12 protein-coding genes and 1 other RNA gene are annotated in these 11,783 nt (G+C 49.6%); 6 read left to right on the top strand and 7 right to left on the bottom strand.

Features of this window, described 5'->3' with window-relative positions; all coding sequences use genetic code 11:
• Nucleotides 1-122 precede the first annotated feature (122 nt).
• Entirely contained in the window at nucleotides 123-971 is an 849-nt protein-coding gene (locus tag AAC007_RS17150; protein WP_339678427.1) for a pentapeptide repeat-containing protein, read from the top strand.
• A gap of 26 nt (nucleotides 972-997) precedes the next feature.
• Here the strand turns inward: AAC007_RS17150 and AAC007_RS17145 are convergent, their stop codons facing one another.
• The 3 genes from AAC007_RS17145 to ppx form a co-directional block, all read right to left on the bottom strand.
• Complete coding sequence (locus AAC007_RS17145) at nucleotides 998-2,209, bottom strand: integrase arm-type DNA-binding domain-containing protein (RefSeq protein WP_339678425.1); 1,212 nt, start codon at nucleotides 2,207-2,209, stop codon at nucleotides 998-1,000.
• A gap of 175 nt (nucleotides 2,210-2,384) precedes the next feature.
• Nucleotides 2,385-2,747, bottom strand: a transfer-messenger RNA (tmRNA) gene (gene ssrA, locus AAC007_RS17140).
• Between the two features lie 51 nt (nucleotides 2,748-2,798).
• Nucleotides 2,799-4,298: an exopolyphosphatase gene (gene ppx, locus AAC007_RS17135; RefSeq protein WP_296436177.1), complete on the bottom strand. Its 1,500-nt coding sequence runs from the start codon at nucleotides 4,296-4,298 to the stop codon at nucleotides 2,799-2,801.
• 143 nt (nucleotides 4,299-4,441) lie between these two features.
• On the opposite strand from ppx, the gene ppk1 reads away from it, so the two are divergent.
• Complete coding sequence (gene ppk1 / locus AAC007_RS17130) at nucleotides 4,442-6,571, top strand: polyphosphate kinase 1 (protein WP_339678422.1); 2,130 nt, start codon at nucleotides 4,442-4,444, stop codon at nucleotides 6,569-6,571.
• A 3-nt stretch (nucleotides 6,572-6,574) separates the two neighbouring features.
• Here the strand turns inward: ppk1 and AAC007_RS17125 are convergent, their stop codons facing one another.
• Genes AAC007_RS17125 through smpB form a run of 3 tightly spaced genes read right to left on the bottom strand, consistent with a single transcriptional unit; the run spans nucleotide 6,575 to nucleotide 8,229 of the window.
• Entirely contained in the window at nucleotides 6,575-7,198 is a 624-nt protein-coding gene (locus AAC007_RS17125) for a methyltransferase domain-containing protein (protein WP_219042686.1), read from the bottom strand.
• Between the two features lie 33 nt (nucleotides 7,199-7,231).
• Complete coding sequence (locus tag AAC007_RS17120; protein WP_339678420.1) at nucleotides 7,232-7,729, bottom strand: histidine phosphatase family protein; 498 nt, start codon at nucleotides 7,727-7,729, stop codon at nucleotides 7,232-7,234.
• Nucleotides 7,730-7,752: 23 nt separating this feature from the next.
• Entirely contained in the window at nucleotides 7,753-8,229 is a 477-nt protein-coding gene (gene smpB / locus AAC007_RS17115; RefSeq protein ID WP_219042684.1) for an SsrA-binding protein SmpB, read from the bottom strand.
• 88 nt (nucleotides 8,230-8,317) lie between these two features.
• Between smpB and AAC007_RS17110 the strand changes: the two genes are divergently transcribed.
• The 3 genes from AAC007_RS17110 to AAC007_RS17100 are packed head-to-tail and all read left to right on the top strand — an operon-like array spanning nucleotide 8,318 to nucleotide 10,476.
• Nucleotides 8,318-9,688 (top strand): sodium-dependent transporter, encoded by a 1,371-nt coding sequence (locus AAC007_RS17110; RefSeq protein WP_339678415.1) that lies wholly within the window; start codon nucleotides 8,318-8,320, stop codon nucleotides 9,686-9,688.
• Nucleotides 9,689-9,725: 37 nt separating this feature from the next.
• Entirely contained in the window at nucleotides 9,726-10,160 is a 435-nt protein-coding gene (locus AAC007_RS17105; RefSeq protein WP_339678412.1) for a type II toxin-antitoxin system RatA family toxin, read from the top strand.
• The gene (locus AAC007_RS17100) at nucleotides 10,150-10,476 is read left to right on the top strand and encodes an RnfH family protein (protein WP_296436174.1); all 327 of its coding nucleotides are present in this window, start codon (nucleotides 10,150-10,152) and stop codon (nucleotides 10,474-10,476) included. The genes AAC007_RS17105 and AAC007_RS17100 overlap by 11 nt, the downstream gene beginning before the upstream one ends.
• Nucleotides 10,477-10,742: 266 nt before the next feature.
• Here AAC007_RS17100 and bamE read toward each other — a convergent pair whose 3' ends face one another.
• Complete coding sequence (bamE, locus tag AAC007_RS17095; protein ID WP_339678408.1) at nucleotides 10,743-11,117, bottom strand: outer membrane protein assembly factor BamE; 375 nt, start codon at nucleotides 11,115-11,117, stop codon at nucleotides 10,743-10,745.
• Nucleotides 11,118-11,192: 75 nt separating this feature from the next.
• Between bamE and fur the strand changes: the two genes are divergently transcribed.
• Entirely contained in the window at nucleotides 11,193-11,609 is a 417-nt protein-coding gene (gene fur, locus AAC007_RS17090; RefSeq protein WP_295875310.1) for a ferric iron uptake transcriptional regulator, read from the top strand.
• The last annotated feature ends 174 nt before the right edge of the window (nucleotides 11,610-11,783 follow it).

The raw sequence follows: 11,783 nt of genomic DNA, 5'->3' as shown, positions 1-11,783 counted from the left end.
TAACCTCTTTGTGAGGGTGAGTAACTTACCCCTTTCCTAAATGCACCACGGGTTATGGATATGCCTATCGAGAGCTTGAGGACGATAGTTATGATAGAGATTTATATGCCCGCGCTTTTTCTATGTCGGATGGTGAGGATGAAAAAGCAAAAGCAATATATGTGAAACTTCGAGTTAGTGAGCTTTCGGGGGGGGAGGAATTCGAGAATGTTGATATTGCTTATTCCGAAGAATTGCATCGGTTATGGCTTGGGGGTAGGGGAGGTGGCCGCGCAAATTTTAATTTTGAGCGTCTTGAGGATGCAGATTTTCGGAAGAGAAATTTTTCTCGAGCTACTTTTTCTCAAAGCTTCTTGAAAGGCGCGGTTTTTGGTGGTGCAATATTGGAGGAAGCAAATTTTGAGGGAGCATATTTAGATAACGCTCTACTGCATGGAGCGTATTTGCGGTCAAGCTATTTTAAGAGAGCGTCTTTACACAGGGCAGACTTTCATGAAGCTGATTGCGACTCGGCAAATTTTGATTTGGTTTATGCTAAGTATGCGGATTTCAGTTTTTCTAATATTCGGGATGTAATTTTCGAGCAGTCCGACTTATCCTCCGCTAATTTTAGCGGGGTTGATCTGGCGGGGGTGGAGTTTTCGGGTGCTAATTTAACTGCTGCTAAATTGATTGAATGCTGCGGAAAATTTCAAATATTAAAGACTGACTGCGGTGTGGCTAGTTTTGATTATAGTGATTTAACCGAATTGTATGCTTATATGTCGCACTTCGGTTTTGCAGAATTTACCCGTGCAGACCTCCGAGGTGCTTGCTTTGACCACTGTGTGTTTGATGGAAATACTAGATTCGAGGGCGCGTTGCTTGATGGTACCAGCTTTTTCAACTGCCATATCCACGCCAACCTTATTGATGACTATGATTTCAGTGGGGCGAAACTAGTTTCAACTACTGTTGATCGCGAATTGTGAACTAAGAATTAATATCCGATAAGATGCTATTGTATGGTTTTATAATCATTAGTCATTGCTGCACTTTTCAATTTTTCGAGGTGGTCAGACCAGCTTTGCATCATCTTCTTTCGTTCTTTAAGATGGGAAGTGCGGTTGTAGGCTCTGCCGTGAACGTCTTTTACCGCATGGGCTAACTGATGCTCTATCCAGTCAGGGCGAAATTGCAATTCTTCATCCAGTATTGTTCGCGCCATTGCTCGGAAGCCATGTCCGCACATTTCATCTTTGCCGATCCCCATTCGGCGCATTGCCGATAACACTGCGTTGTTACTCATTGGTCGGCTAAGTGTTCTCGCGCTTGGGAATACGTACTCGCTGTTACAGGTCAGTGGTTGAAGCTCTTGTAGTATTTTGATGGCTTGTGTTGACAACGGCACGATATGGTCAGATTTTGTTTTGGTGACGTAGTAGCGCCATTCGGCTTTGTCGAAATCAATTTCTGGCCATTTTGCCTTCCGTAATTCTCCGGGGCGCACAAAAGTGAGCGGGGCAAGGCGAAGGGCTGCTTTGACAACTGCGGTACCCTGATAGTCATCTAGGGCGTTTAGTAGGGGGCCGACTAACTTGGAGTCGGTTATCGCTGAAAGGTGTTGTTTAACTGGGGTGGCTAGTGCGCCGTTAAGGTCTTGCGCTGGATCGCGTTCACATCGACCTGTTGCCACACCGTAGCGGAATATCTGACCGGCTATCTGCTTTGTGCGCTTGGCAGACTCAAGAGCGCCACGAGTTTCAATTTTTCGTAGTACAGCTAATAGCTCTGGCGGGGTGATCTCTTTTAATGGCCGGTTGCCGAGGTGGGGGAATAAGTCCCGCTCCATCATTCGCTCGACTTTACTCCAATGACTTTCTGCCCATTTTGCTTTTTGGTTATTGAACCATTCTAAGGCGACTAGCTGGAAGCTATTTGCAGCAGCTGTGTTCTTAGTTAGTTTGGCTGCTTTGCGCTGGGCTGATGGATCAATGCCTGTTTTCAGTAAGTCTTGGGCGTCACGGTGATTTGTTCGTGCCGATTTCAGCGAAACGTCAGGATATACACCCAGCGCCAAAAGTTTTTCTTTGCCTGTATATCGGTACTTAAAGCGCCAATATTTTTTACCGCTGGGGTTAACCAGTAAAAACAGGCCACCCCCGTCGCTAAGTTTGTATGCCTTGGTTCTCGGAAGCGCCTCTTTGACTGTTATAGCTGAGAGTTTCATGGGGGTACCAATTTGGGGGTATCAAATGCTGGGGGTAGCCAATTACCCCCATTTATACCCCCATTTGGTGCTGGATTGCAATAGATACCTCGGGTCTCTATAGGCCATTCAGGAACAAAAAACCCCATATTTACTGGGGTTTAAGGCCTTCCTCGGTTTCCCTTGGAAGTGTTTTTGGTGGAGCCGGCGGGAATTGAACCCGCGTCCGTCAGTCCGCCACTCAGGGCTCTTCACATGCTTGGTCTCCGTCAATTGATTTAACCGCAAACAGCCCGACGGTCAGGACGTTATTGGCGATTCTGATTAAGTGTTTCGCGGCTCCGCCTCAGACAGGCTTTGCTCGCTAGCTTGTTCTATATGACAGTCGCGTCCCATTTACAAGCATCTGGTAGCGACCGCTAACCGGGGTTTAAGCGGCTAGAGCGTAGTTGTCGTCGTTGGCAACTATTAGGTTTACAGCTTTGGATTTACGTGATTGGCTGTCATCACGGCATGCACCTCAGAGCGTTGTAACCGGCGTCGAATCCAAATCGGCCCCAGATCGCTAAGTGTAACGCTTTGCGTTGCTTGCGGCCAGTGAGTTGCCGACTTAGTTTTTGCGTTCTATACGTAGTTTGATGTTGAGCGACTTATTGAGAAGCTCGGCTTCGTCTTCAAGATCGGCGGCAATAAGCGGATTTATGTTGAGCCAATCTTCGGGGATTGAAAGCGATAGTTCGTCTGGGCCACTGCTGCTTAGATTGATTTCCTCAGGCAGTTTTTTGGGTTGTCGGCGTCGATAAAAAATACAGGCGAGGCGGAGTACACAGACCAGCGGCCAATCAGCAGTGACACCGTAAGTTGCGGTGTTGAGTTGTTTGGGTTTGCGGCGATGGTTGGCGACTAAAAAGCTGAGTCGCGCTTGTTCTTGACGGGAAAATCCCGGCATATCGGCGTTGCCAAGAATGTAGGCACCGTGTTTGTGGTAGCCACCGTGGGCGATGGCCAGGCCGAGCTCGTGAAGTTGGGCGGCCCAGCGCAACAGGGCATCTGCTTCTGATTCCGTCGTGCTGATGTGATTTGCCACCGCGGGCAGGAAGCGTGAGCACAAGTCGGCAATGCGGTTGCCCTGCGGGCCGTCTATGCCGTATTGAATGATAAATTGTTTGATGGTGTCTTCGCGTTTGTCGCGGTGGTGAAGGCGACCGGCGAGGTCGTGGATGATGCCTTCCCGAATCGCGTAGGCTGAAACGTGTAGGCCTTGCATGTCGAGTTCTTGAAATAGTGCATAGAGCACCGCGAAGCCGCCGACAAACACGTCTTTGCGATCGTCGCTTAAGCCGGGGATATTTAGGTTGCGGCTGTTGTCAGTTGCTAGTACCTGGTCTTTGAGCTTTTCCAGGCCGTCAGCGGAGATGTAGCCGGCTTCGCTGAATTGTTGTTCTGCGAGAATTTTGCCGATGCTGCGGATAGTGCCCGACGAGCCGACGGCTTCATCCCACTGCGCGCGAAAGGGCTCTACGTAGGGACCGATCATTTGGCGTGCGGCGTTGACGGCTTTTTTGAAGGCTTTTTCGCTGATGTCACCGTTTTTAAAGTAGCGCATGCTGAAGCTAACGCAGCCCATTGGCAGGCTTTCTAGTTGACGTGGCGTGTTGGTGCCAATGACGAGCTCGGTAGAGCCTCCGCCAATATCGAGGACAAGCCGGCGTTGTTTTTCCGGTGCGAAGTCGTTGGCGACGCCTAGGTAAACTAAGCGGGCCTCTTCGGTGCCGGAGATAATATTGATGGGCAGTCCGAGTACGGCTTCGGCCTTTGCCATAAATTCGTTGGCATTGCTGGCGGCGCGGAGGGTGTTGGTACCTACGATGCGAATTTGCCGGCGTGGCACACCGCGCAAGCGGTCCGCCATTTTTGTTAAGCTTTCTAGGGCGCGCTCTTGAGCGGCGTCGCTGAGGCGACCATCGTCGTCCAGGCCAGCGGCAAGTCTAACCATGTCTTTGTGGCGATCTATGACGCGGAGTTTGTCGTCATGAAAACTGGCAATGAGCAGGTGAAAGCTGTTTGAGCCCAGGTCGAGGGCAGCGTAGGAGTCGCTATTTTGGGCCATTGTAATAATATTTCCTTGGTGAAGGTTTAGTGTATCGGCTGGGCAGGCCAAAATCGACTGCTTATATGTGTCATATTAGTGACATGATTTTTTATTAAGCTGATGTGTTGTTTTTATGACACTTTTAAGTGGAAGGGCGGGTAATGAGCGGGCAGAGCGAAGTGACGGCGTGGGTTGCTAAAGAGCTGAGTTGGCTTTCGTTTAATGAGCGGGTCTTGCAGGAGGCCGCTGATCCTGATGTGCCGGTAATTCAGCGCATTCGGTATTTGGGGATTTTCTCAAACAATCTAGATGAATTTTTTCGGGTGCGGGTTGCCGATGTTCGGCGCTTAGCCGCATTTTCGCCGCCATCTAAGCAAGAAGAGTTCAAAGTCTTGCTAGAAGAAATTCGCCAGAAGGTGATGAAGTTACAGCAACGCTTTGACGCGATGTACCGTGAAAATTTGAAAGAGCTGCGGCGCCGCAAGATCTACTTGATAAATGAACGTCAGCTGGACGAGCCCCAAACTAAGTTTGTGCGCAGCTATTTTCATTCGCACATTCAGCAAGAGTTGGTTCCGATTATTCTCGATGACGCCAATCCCATTCCCGAACTAAATGACGCGTCTATCTACTTGGCGATTAAGCTGAGTAGTGAGCAGCAAACCCGTTTTGCCCTGCTTGAAATTCCGACGACTCGCCTGGATCGCTTCATCCGCATTCCCGGTCGCAAGGGCAAGCGTGGCAAGGTGCTCATTGCTTTGGAAAATATGATTCGAGTGTGTCTGCCGGAGGTTTTCCGCGGGATTTTCCCGATGGATGAGACCGCGGCCTACACCATAAAGTTAACCCGTGATGCGGATCTGGAGCTGGGTGAGGAAGTAACGCACACCTTCGTTGAAAAAATGACCCAGAGTTTAAAGCGTCGTAAGAAAGGCGACCCGGTTCGTTTTGTATACGACAGCGCGATGCCGAATGACTTGCTGGAATATCTCGTTAAGCGATTGGGCTTGGGCCGGTTAGACTCTATGATTCCAGGCGGCCGCTATCATAATTCCAAGGACTTTATGCGCTTCCCGAACCTGGGGCCCGCGTATTTAGATAATAAGCCGCTGCCGGTCATTCCTGTGCCGGCGATTGATCAGGCCGCAAATATTCTGGCGTGTTTGCGCCAGCAGGATATTCTGCTTCATTACCCCTACCACAGCTTTAATTATTTAACCGACTTGCTCAAGACTGCGGCGATTGACCCTGCAGTAAAAAGTATAAAGGCCAGTTTGTATCGGGTGGCGTCTAATTCTCATGTGGTGGACGCCTTATTAAATGCGGTCGCTAACCACAAAGAAGTGACCGTGGTGGTTGAGTTGCAGGCTCGCTTCGATGAAGAGGCCAATATCGCGTTATCTCAGCGTCTTACCGACGGTGGTGTGAATGTGATTTTGGGTGTGCCGGGACTGAAGGTGCACAGCAAATTGATTTCGATTGTGCGTCAGGAGGGCAGCGTTCAAAAGTTTTACTCTCATATCGGCACGGGTAATTTTAATGAGAAGACCGCCACGGTTTACACCGATTTTAGTCTACTGACGTATGATCAAGCCATTGGCGATGAGGTGGCGAAGGTCTTCGATTTTATTGCCTACAACTACAAGCGTCATGAATTTCAGCATCTGGGTGTGTCTCCGCTAAATAGTCGTGAACGTCTGCTGGGCTTGGTTGAGACAGAAATTCACAATGCTAAAAAAGGCCGTGAATGCGGGATTACACTGAAGTGCAATAATTTGGTCGATCGCGAATTAATCGATAAATTATATGAAGCCAGTACGGCGGGTGTGTCGGTGCGTCTGATTGTGCGTGGCATGTGTTCGCTGGTGCCAGGTGTTAAGGGGCTGAGCGACAATATTGAAGCGATTAGTATTGTCGATGGCTTTTTGGAACATCCCCGTGTGTATATTTTCCGCAATAACGGTGAACCGCGTTATTTTATATCGTCGGCGGATTTGATGACGCGCAATATCGACTTTAGGGTGGAGGTGACTTGCCCGATCTACAGCAAGCCGCTGCAGCAAACCTTGCAGTCTATTATTGATTTACAGTGGGCCGATAATGTGAAGGCGCGAATTATTGATGCGGCGCAAAGCAACTCGTTTCGGCCGCGCAAGGCGAGTGCAGCGAAAATTCGCTCTCAGTTATTGACGCATAAATTTTTGAGTACAGGGAAGTTGCCGCGAATGGCAAAGCTGGAATACCGCTCAAAAGCTAAGATAAAAGCCGCTAAGTCGAAGGCGAAGAAATAGGCCTTACTGGTTAATTATCAGCAGCTCGCCGCTCATTTCGGTGGGGCTGCTGATTTCACGTGAAATTAGCGTCGCCCCAAATGCTTTTTGACAGCGTTTGGCTAATTTGTGGAACGGCGATCTGCCTGGGTCTGCGATAATAATTGTGCCGACACCGGCCTCCCGTGCCGCCTCGATGGCTGAAAATAGCGGTTTGACTAGCGCGTCCCAAAAACAAATGTCGCCACCCAGCATGAGACTGTGGCCTTTCATATCTGCTGGTTTTAAGTGTTCGTAACGAGCGGTTCGGGTTTTTATTTTTACGTCGTTTAGCAAAGCGTGGGCGTCTAAATAAGGAAAAACGTGCTCATCGGCATCAATCGCGGTTACCTTGGCTTTAAAGTGCTGCGCACAGGAAATGCCTAATATTCCCCAGCCGCAACCGATCTCGGTGATTTTGACTTTTTTCTTGGGCGGGTTTTCGAGTAGGTAGTCCATGATCAGAAATGATGAGCCCCACACCTGGTCGCCATGTATTTCTGGGCCGGGCAGTGACCGCTGCATGCGACGAATAAGTTTGTGGTTTTTCTTTAAGATGAGTACGTCATTAACAATGCTGATATCTTTTAATGCGGGGTGGGCGGTCATTGTTAGTTCGAGTCCTTGGTCGCCGGCGGCGTATTATCGAAATTGCTTGGGGCGAATAATATCTGAAAGCTTAGCGCTGTCGGCTCTAAGTTGATCCCAGTATTCGATGTTGATCTCTAGTTCTAAAAATGTGCAGGTACCGAAATGCCCAATCTTGCCGTCGTATAAATAATTTGCCAGTTCCGCCAGGGCGGGGTTGTGACCGATGATCACGGCGCTGTCGATTGCCTGCGGGAGTTCCTTTAGCCAGGCCAGCAATTTCGCCGCTTCAAAGGTGTAAATAGCATTGTCGTGGACGATGTCTGCGTCATCAAACACATTAGAGTCTATTTGAAAGCGTTTCAGGGTTTCTTGTGCGCGCTTTGCCGTGCTGCAAAATACGTGGCTGAAACGGCGCTCAATACGTTGAAGCTCTGCCGAAACCAGTTGGCAGTCTCTTTTTCCGCGTTTGGTTATGGGGCGGTCTGCGTCAGTGAGTTTGTCGTCATCCCAGTCGGATTTGGCGTGGCGCAGTAAATAGAGAGTTTTCATGGTCGCAGGGCGTGTAGCTCTTATTAGTTATGGTCGCGCACAATGCGCATTTTTTGTCGTTCCCAATCTCGGTTCTTCTCAGTTTCACGCTTGTCGTGATCCTGCTTACCTTTGGCTAGGCAGATTTCTGCCTTTATCAAATGTTTTTTCCAGTACAGTGCTGTACACACGCAGGTGTAGCCTTTTTGTTGAACCGCTTCCTGTAGTTTGCTCAGTTCTTTACCGTGTAGCAATAGCTTGCGGGTACGGGTTGGGTCAGTTACAAAATGGGTTGAAGCACTCAATAGCGGGGTAATATTACAGCCAAGCAAAAATGCCTCGCCATCTTTTAGGATGACATAGGTATCTGTAATTTGAATTTTGCCTTGGCGTAGACTTTTGACCTCCCAGCCGCGAAGCACAATGCCGGCTTCAAATTTGTCGGTGAGGCTGTAGTCGTGACGTGCCTTTTTGTTTTGGGCGATGTTGCCGCTGGTGTTTTTTGATTTGTTTTTGCTCATGCGGACGATTATAGAGGGAGTTGCTGGCAAAACCTATTGGGGTCAGGTAAAAAGATGGCTGCTTTGCGGAAATTGATGTTATCGGTGTATGGCCTTAAAGAAACGAAAAATACAGGGAATCTGGTCTAGCCGTTGGACGTTTCTTGCTGCCGCCACGGGTTTGGTGGTCAGTCTTGGGAATTTCTGGAGGACGCCGCAGGAACTTGGCCAAAACGGTGGCGGCGCCTATCTCATCGCCTATGTGGCGTGCCTGTTCTTTATTATGCTGCCGATCGCAGTAGCCGAAGTGCGTATCGCTGTCCGTGCGCGCGGTAATCCCGTGCATGCGATTGACCAGTTGGCCCACTACGCCAAAGCGAGTAAGCACTGGTCTCTGGTGACCCAAATAGCAAGTATTGCGGCGCTGTTGCTGGCGGCTAACTATTCAATCGTGTCTGGTTGGTTGCTCGCTTATGTTGCTAAGATGGCGACCGGTGTCATGGATGCGGCTAGTTTGGATTTGGTGGCCGGTGAGTTTCAGAATTTGTTGGCGGCACCGGATGTGATGTCATTCTGGCAGCGCATTTTTTTGGTTTTGGCCATCGCCTTGTCGGCTTTAAATGTCGTGCGTGGTATGGCTGCCGTGTTGCGGGTTTTATTACCGGTGATGTTATTGGTCTTGCTGGGGCTGCTTTATTACGGCTATGCGCTGGGGGATTTTCAGTCAGCGCTGCGCTGGATGTTTGATTTGCGAGTGCAGGATCTGAGCTGGCGAGGTGGCTTCTCAGCATTGCAGCATGCCTTTTATACCTTGAGTATTGGTACCGCCGCGCTAATGGCGTATGGCGCCTATTTTCCCTCGGGCCGCTCGGTAACCAGGCAGCTAATTGCCTTGGCGGTGTTCGACACCGCAGTATTGATTATTGCCGGCGTGGCGATTTTGGCCTTAGTGTTTGATCAGCATATTGTGTCTGGCTCTGGGCCGGCGCTGCTATTTATCAGCTTGCCGTTTTCATTCGGAAATTTAGTGTTTGGCGATATTGCGGGTACCGCATTTTACGTGCTGCTATTTATTTTGGCCTTAACCACGGTTGTGGCCCTGATGGAGCCAGTGGTCGCGTATTTGGTCGAACGCTGGGGGCTAATGCGTTGGTCCGCAGCGCTATTGGTCGGGGGCTTGGTGTTTCTGGTTGGTGATTTGTCGATATTGTCTATGCAAGCAAGTTCGGGTATGCGCTGGCTTTCGCGTAGTTTGATGGAATGGTTGGACATTCTAGCCGCCAATGTTTTGCTGCCGCTCACCGCCTGGTGCTTTGTTTTGTTTGCCGGATGGCGTGTGCCGAAGCGGGTCTACGGTGTTCGAGATGGCTGGTTTGAAGGGGTGTTTTTTTGGCTTTGGCAGGCATTGTTGCGGTATATTGCGCCGCCAGCCGTGTTGACCGTTTTGGTTGTTGGCTTGTATTTGCGTGTGACGAGCTAGCTATAGTCGGTGGCTCGGAATGATTTAGGACCCCAGAATGAACGAGATTCGACGCAGTGCTTTGCTGCCGTACTCTGCAGATATTATTTATCAGCTTATTAATGATGTAGAAGCGTATCCGCAATATATGGATGGCTGTGTTGGTGCCGAAGTGTTGTCGCAAACCGACGACACGATGGAGGCGCGTTTAGATTTGTCCCGCGCCGGAATTCGATTAAGTTTTGTAACTAGCAATATATTGACGCCGGGTCGCAGCGTGAGGCTTAAATTAATTGAAGGCCCCTTTGAGGATTTGAGTGGGGAGTGGTCCTTGCTTCCTCTGGGTGCCGATGCTTGCAAGGTGAGTTTGCATTTACGGTTTGCCCTCGCTAATAGTATTGTTGGGTCTGCAACGCGGCAGTTGTTTAATTCCGTGGCGAATAACTTAGTTGATGCACTTGTAAAAAGAGCGAATGAGCAATATGGAAAATAAAAGTAATACTATTCATGTTGAGGTGGCATATGCTCTGCCTGATCGGCAGCGTATTGTGGCGCTGGAAGTGCCAGATGGTTGTACTGTGCGTTCGGCTGCGATGCAGTCCGGTTTGGATAAACAGTTTCCGGATCTGGATCTGACGACTGCAGATTTGGGGATATTCGGTAAATCCGTTAGTTCGCCAGACAGCCAAACACTAAAAAGCGGTGAGCGGGTAGAGATTTACCGGCCTTTGATCGCGGATCCCAAAGAGGTTCGCAAGCAGCGAGCCGCCAAAGTGAAGGCTCGCAAAGACGGTACTCCTTCAGCATGATATTGCGATGTTCAGGCAGTCTTATGGCGGTTCATTGCGAGGCGTTTTCTCGAAGGCATAGTGGGTGGTACGGCATTCCGGCTATGTCGAGAGGAAATAACGAAGCAATGGGCCGCCATAGGGCTGATCCTTCGGGCGCCGAGCATGCTGCCCCCGCCGCGTTGCACTGACTTGAGTAGGCCCACTATGCACTGCGCCAGCGCGCCCTTGCAGGAAACGGCATGCTAGGCGCTGAATGCGGCAATATCATGTTGAAGGAGTACTAATTACTTGGCTTCTTGCTCGGCAGCAGCTGACTCAGCAGGCTTTTCCGCACTTGGTTTGATGTCAGTGCGAAATTCACTGAGCTTGCCGTCTTGAAAGAACACGGTTAGTTGGTGGTGTTCTTGTTTGTCGTTATTACGATCATTCAAGGTGTATATGTAGTCCCAGCGATCTGGGTTGAAGGTATCGCGCACCAGCGGTGTGCCCATTACATATTCAACCTGACTGCGGGTCATGCCAATCTCGAGCTGATCAACCATTTCCTGAGTTATAATGTTGCCCTGATCAATGGCAAGACGGTAAACACCAGGAAATTCCAAAGAGCTGCAGGCGGCCAAAGATAGGACTAGGCAGGCTGTGGCAAGTTGTCTATACATGCTAAGGGTTCCAATCGCTTATAGAGGCGTGGGATAATAGCGCAAACCCAATCGCAACGCTAAGGTCCAGGGCATATGTCTATAGAAAATCAAGAGCTTCGTAAAGCAGGCCTCAAGGTTACTCTGCCGAGGGTGAAGATTTTACAGTTGCTGGAGCAGGCTGAGAGTGATAATCAGCATTTTAGTGCAGAAGATGTTTACCGCGCTTTAATGGAGTCTGGGGAAGATGTTGGTTTGGCGACGGTATACCGAGTGCTGACCCAATTTGAAGCGGCTGGCTTGGTGACTCGTCATAATTTTGAGACCGGTCACTCGGTGTTTGAATTGGAAAAAGGTGACCACCACGATCATATAGTCTGTATGGAGACGGGGGAGGTTATCGAGTTTTTTGATGAAGTTATCGAAAGTCGTCAGCGTCAGTTAGTTGCTGAGCGCGGTTTTGAATTGGTAGATCACAGCCTTGTTTTATATGTGAAGCCCAAGAAGGGCTAGTCGGACGCCTAGTGTCGGAAGACGGACGAAAGGGCTGGTGCTTGGTCTAAAGTTTGGTGTTGGAGGGCTGGCGGAAAACCAGAATTGAGCTTGACGCCGCACTGGAGCTAAATTTCAATCTTCCGACTTCCGACTTCCGACTTCCGACTTCCGACTTCCGACTTCCGACTTCCG

It is taken from the genome of uncultured Zhongshania sp., from assembly GCF_963975605.1.
Classification (GTDB): Bacteria; Pseudomonadota; Gammaproteobacteria; order Pseudomonadales; family Spongiibacteraceae; genus Spongiibacter; species Spongiibacter aquimaris.
The sequence above is the reverse complement of the archived record's forward strand: the minus strand, read 5'-3'. Positions and strand labels throughout refer to the sequence as shown.

Coding starts and splice junctions, on each gene's coding strand:
- AAC007_RS17150 (WP_339678427.1), top strand. CDS start 123: ATGTCGGATGGTGAGGATGAAAAAGCAAAAGCAATATATGTGAAACTT.
- AAC007_RS17145 (WP_339678425.1), bottom strand. CDS start 2,209: ATGAAACTCTCAGCTATAACAGTCAAAGAGGCGCTTCCGAGAACCAAG.
- ppx (WP_296436177.1), bottom strand. CDS start 4,298: ATGGCCCAAAATAGCGACTCCTACGCTGCCCTCGACCTGGGCTCAAAC.
- ppk1 (WP_339678422.1), top strand. CDS start 4,442: ATGAGCGGGCAGAGCGAAGTGACGGCGTGGGTTGCTAAAGAGCTGAGT.
- AAC007_RS17125 (WP_219042686.1), bottom strand. CDS start 7,198: ATGACCGCCCACCCCGCATTAAAAGATATCAGCATTGTTAATGACGTA.
- AAC007_RS17120 (WP_339678420.1), bottom strand. CDS start 7,729: ATGAAAACTCTCTATTTACTGCGCCACGCCAAATCCGACTGGGATGAC.
- smpB (WP_219042684.1), bottom strand. CDS start 8,229: ATGAGCAAAAACAAATCAAAAAACACCAGCGGCAACATCGCCCAAAAC.
- AAC007_RS17110 (WP_339678415.1), top strand. CDS start 8,318: ATGGCCTTAAAGAAACGAAAAATACAGGGAATCTGGTCTAGCCGTTGG.
- AAC007_RS17105 (WP_339678412.1), top strand. CDS start 9,726: ATGAACGAGATTCGACGCAGTGCTTTGCTGCCGTACTCTGCAGATATT.
- AAC007_RS17100 (WP_296436174.1), top strand. CDS start 10,150: ATGGAAAATAAAAGTAATACTATTCATGTTGAGGTGGCATATGCTCTG.
- bamE (WP_339678408.1), bottom strand. CDS start 11,117: ATGTATAGACAACTTGCCACAGCCTGCCTAGTCCTATCTTTGGCCGCC.
- fur (WP_295875310.1), top strand. CDS start 11,193: ATGTCTATAGAAAATCAAGAGCTTCGTAAAGCAGGCCTCAAGGTTACT.